The organism is Mesorhizobium sp. M7A.F.Ca.US.011.01.1.1 (genome assembly GCF_003998295.1).
Taxonomy (GTDB): Bacteria; Pseudomonadota; Alphaproteobacteria; order Rhizobiales; family Rhizobiaceae; genus Mesorhizobium.
Window position 1 is genome coordinate 1 of record NZ_RZRT01000074.1, and the last position, 4464, is coordinate 4464.

At 61.1% G+C, this 4464-nt stretch carries 3 protein-coding genes and 3 pseudogenes; all 6 read left to right on the forward strand.

Annotated elements, in window-relative coordinates:
- Positions 1-554 (forward strand): annotated as a pseudogene (locus tag EOA13_RS33070) (beta-ketoacyl-[acyl-carrier-protein] synthase II); the annotation flags it as partial.
- A 178-nt stretch (positions 555-732) separates the two neighbouring features.
- Positions 733-1724: pseudogene (gene ftsZ / locus EOA13_RS33075) on the forward strand (cell division protein FtsZ).
- A complete protein-coding gene (locus EOA13_RS33080; RefSeq protein WP_245490551.1) occupies positions 1721-2710 on the forward strand; it encodes an alpha/beta hydrolase in 990 nt (329 codons plus the stop codon). Before ftsZ ends, EOA13_RS33080 begins: the two are co-directional and overlap by 4 nt.
- Before the next feature lie 500 nt (positions 2711-3210).
- Positions 3211-3780 carry a TetR/AcrR family transcriptional regulator gene (locus EOA13_RS33085; protein ID WP_127297471.1) on the forward strand — a complete coding sequence of 190 codons (570 nt, stop codon included), beginning with the start codon at positions 3211-3213 and terminating at the stop codon, positions 3778-3780.
- A 73-nt stretch (positions 3781-3853) separates the two neighbouring features.
- The gene (locus EOA13_RS33090; protein WP_245490552.1) at positions 3854-4324 is read left to right on the forward strand and encodes an oxidoreductase; all 471 of its coding nucleotides are present in this window, start codon (positions 3854-3856) and stop codon (positions 4322-4324) included.
- A gap of 58 nt (positions 4325-4382) precedes the next feature.
- A pseudogene (locus tag EOA13_RS39635) lies at positions 4383-4464 on the forward strand (ArsR family transcriptional regulator); the annotation flags it as partial.

Consider the following 4464-nt stretch of genomic DNA (forward strand, 5'->3'; position numbering starts at 1 on the left):
GTCATGGGCGAAGGAGCCGGGGTGCTGGTCATCGAGGCGTTGAGCCACGCGCTGGCGCGCGGCGCAAAACCGCTCGCCGAGCTCGTCGGCTATGGCACGACGGCGGATGCTCATCACGTTACTTCTGGTCCCGAGGACGGCGGCGGTGCGCGCCGGGCCATGGAGATCGCAATTGCCCAAGCCGGTATTTCGCCGCGTGAGGTTCGTCATCTAATGCGCATGCGACCTCCACGCCAGTCGGCGACCTGGGTGAGATCGAAGCGATCAAGAGCGTATTCGGGCGCGATTTCGCGATAGCTGTCAGCGCAACGAAATCGGCGACCGGACATCTGCTGGGCGCGGCCGGCGGGCTTGGTGCCATCTTCTCGATCCTGGCGATCCGGGACCAGGTGGCACCGCCGACACTCAATTTGAGCGCTCCCGATCCGGCCGCCGACGGCATCGATTTCGTCGCAAACGAGCCCCGGCCAATGGAGATGGAGTACGCGATCTCCAATGGCTTCGGCTTTGGCGGTGTGAACGCCAGCGCCTTGTTCAGGCGCTGGACGGGATGATCCGACCGGAGCGAGCACCGGAGCGACCGGTGATTGAAAACTTTACCGCTGACCGCTTGGCAATCCGGCCGCTTGCGCTCGCGGCCCCATTCCCTGCCGGAAACGGAAGTTTCCGAGATTCGTATGTTCCGCGCATCCCCGGCAAGGCTGATGGGCGTGCATCTTATGGAGATTCGCGATGACTGCCATCCCCAACATCATTGAGCTGAAGCCAAGGATCACCGTGATCGGCGTGGGCGGAGGCGGCGGAAACGCCGTCAACAACATGATCCTCCAGAATCTCAAGGGCGCGGAATTCGTCGTTGCGAACACCGATGCCCAGGCGCTTGCCATGTCGAAGGCATCGCGCCTGATCCAGTGGGCGCCAGCGCGACAGCGGGATTGGGAGCCGGCTCCCTCCCCGAAGTCGGCCAGGCGGCCGCCGAGGAATCGATCGATGAGATCATGGACCATCTTGCCGGCACCCATATGTGTTTCGTGACGGCGGGCATGGGAGGCGGAACTGGAACCGGGGCAGGACCCGTCATTGCCCAAGCCGCACGTCGGGCCGGCATTCTCACCGTGGGCGTCGTCACCAAGCCGTTCGCCTTCGAGGGCGGGCACCGGATGCGGGCGGCGGAACAAGGTATCGAGCGCCTCCGCGAGTGCGCGGACACGGTTATCGTCATCCCGAACCAGAACCTTTTCCGGGTCGCCGATGCGAAGACGACCTTCGCGGACGCCTTCGCCATGGCGGATCGCATTCTCTTTGCGGGAGTAGGCTGCGTCACCGAGGTGATCGTGAAGGAAGGGTTGATCAATCTCGACTTCGCCGACGTGAGAGCTGTGATGCGCGATATGGGACGCGCCGTGATGGGCACCGGCGAGGCGAGCGGACTAAACCGAGCAAAGATCGCCGCGGAAGCCGCGATCGCAAATCCGCTTCTCGATGAAGCGTCGATGCGAGGTGCAAGAGGCGTCCTTGTCTCGTTTTCCGGCGGACCGGATATGACGCTGTTCGAAGTGGACGAGGCGGCGACCCGCATCCGTGAGGAAGTCGACGCGGACGCCGACATCATCGTCGGCGCCACATTCGACGACGCACTCCAGGGAAAGTTCAGGGTGTCCGTCGTTGCGACCGGGCTCCGGCAGACGGCAGAGGTGATCGAATTCGGACGGAAGATCGCATGAAGGCGACATTCGACGCCATCGTACTGGCTCGCCACGGCTCGCACTTTCATCGACGCCGACAACAGTTGGGCGAAGATCGCCCAGGGCTATTCGAGAAATCCTCTAATAAAATAAAAGAGAGACATAAAATGCTAACCTCGTCCAAAATCGAACCAAGCCTCTTGCAAATATCGGACACGCTCAGTCTGCGTTATGAAAAGACCGGCAGTGGGCCGCCATTGATCCTTATGCATACGATCCGCACACAGCTCGAGTACTTTCGCGATTTGGCGCCCCTGCTCGCCGAGTCTTACAAGGTGTATGCCATCGATCTCCCTGGACACGGTCATTCGCCGATCGACCCACTCGCGCGCTTCGATGAGCCGTATTTCAGGCAAGGCGTCATCGGCTTCATCGAGAAGCTGAACCTCACCGGCGTCACGCTTGTGGGCGAATCGATCGGGGGTGCATTGGCTCTCACGGTCGCGGCCGCAATTCCGCAGCGGGTCGAGCGCGTCTTCGCCAGCAATCCTTACGACTACGAAACCCGTTACGGAGATGGGCTCCGGCGTGGCAACTGGTTCGCGAATTTCATCATCGGAAGTTTGCAAGTTCCAGTTCTAGGCCCATTCAATGCGTGGATGGAAAACAAGATCGTGCTGGGGAAAATAATGGGCGGCGGATATCACGATCTGCGTAAACTTCCTTCCGACCTTCTCACCGAGTTTGGCCGCGTGGCCAACCGCCCTGGATATAAGCGCGTCGCGCGCAAGGTGCTGGCAGGGTGGCGATCCTGGAGCAAAGCGCGGGTCCAGTATCGGCTTGTCTCAGCGCCCGTGACGCTGATCTATGGCGATAGCGATTGGTCGCACCCTAACGAACGAGAGCGAACTCGAGCACTGCTCCCTGACGCGCGACTGTTTACGCTCAAGAATACTGGACACTTTTCAGCAGTCGAAAATCCATCGGAGCTAGCGTGCATCATACTGGGGACCGGCGCCCTTTGAGCCGTTCAGCCGAGTGGTCTTGCCCTTGGAGATAGGTCCGCTCCGTGTCGCCATTCGCAGTCTCTACCTCATCTGGCTCACGATGAGCCGATCGAACGCGCGGTCTCCGAACCATCTGCGGTCGCGATCATCGGCCGGGCTTATAGGCCCCCGGCTCGGCATCGCTCATCGACCCGTTAGACCATTCTTGCGGTGCCGCGAACGCGCGCACGATCAGGTAGTGCGCGATCGGCTCACCCGGAAGATGCACCGCATGCAAGGCTTGCGAAACGCAGGAGGAACTCGCCGAGATCGTGTTTGCGCCGCAGGTGTTTCCTGAACTGGCGGGGCGGCTGTTCGCCTTTGATGCGATTGCGCAACCTGCTGGTCGATGTCGGCGCATGGCAAGAATCCCGCAATTGATAGGCGCGTCAATTTGCGCGCCGCCAGGGGGTAGACTGATGTCATGCTCTATCCTATTTAGATGAGCATCCACTCACTCAATTTCGTTAGACGGAAATATGGCGCGTCCCCTCAGTGAAGAAAAGCGACAGGCGCTGCTCGATGCAGCGGCCGAGTTCGTCGCGCGCCTTGGTACAGGCGCGTCCACCGCCAAGATCGCAAAGGCTGCTGGCGTTTCCGAGGGGACGCTGTTCACCTACTTTCCAACCAAGGACGATCTGCTCAACCAACTCTTTCTCGAGATCGAGGCCGACCTCACAGAGACGATGATGGCGCCATTTCCCGCGGACGCCTCCGCCAAAGACCGACTATTCGCGGTTTGGAACCGTCTGATTGACTGGGGACTGGCTCACGCCACAGCGCGCAAGGCCCTTCGCCAGTTGAAGGTGTCGGATCGCGTGACGGCGGAAAGCCGGAACCGGTGCCACGCCGTGCAGCGGGATGCGCGGACGATGGTGGAGGAGTGTCTCGCCGGCCATGCCGCGCCTGACAGGATCGCCTTCTACATCGATACCATTCTCTTCGACTTGGCTGACATCAGCATCAATGCGGTCACGGCCAGACCCCAGGAAAGTGACGCCATCCGGCAGGCCGGGTTCGACCTGTTCTGGAAGGGGTCTGCCGCCTGAGTTTTAACTGATAAATGAGCATGTAAGCACTCACACACGAAAATGTCGAATAGTAAGAGTTTCACCGAAGCCAGTGTCCCCCAACAGACGGGAAAAATCTTCTCGTAACCGGCGGGACCTCAACGCCGACAGGAGCTACATCAAGACCGATCGCTACGGCGGCAGCAAGCTGGCGAGCGCGCTGTTCTTCTTCGAACTGGATCGTCGCCTGCGCGCGGCGAAGTCGCCCGTCACGGCCATCGGTGTCCACCCTGGAGTCGCCGCCACAAGTCTTGGCCGTCACATGGGGCCGATCCAGATCGTAGGCCCAATCGTCGGCCTGTTGCTCAATAGCGCCGACAAGGGCGCCTGGCCGGCACTTCTGGCCGCGACCGGCAAGGTGAAGCCCGGAGGCTACTACGGTCCCACCGGCTTTGGCGGAATCCGCGGTGTAGCCGGCGAACCAAAGCGCGCGCCGCACGCCGAAGATCCCGCGCTCGCGAAGCGACTCTGGGAGGTCTCCATCGCCATGACCGGCATCGATCCAGGCTTGCCGGCCGCCTGATCTCACGCACCAGATCAACGCTGCGAAGCCGTGGCTTCCAGCGAAAAGCAAAGGAAATGGCATGAAGAAGCACGTCCAGGTTCTCGAGCGGGCGGGGCTCGTCGTGACGCAGAGGCCGGACGTGTGAGAACCTGCAAGCT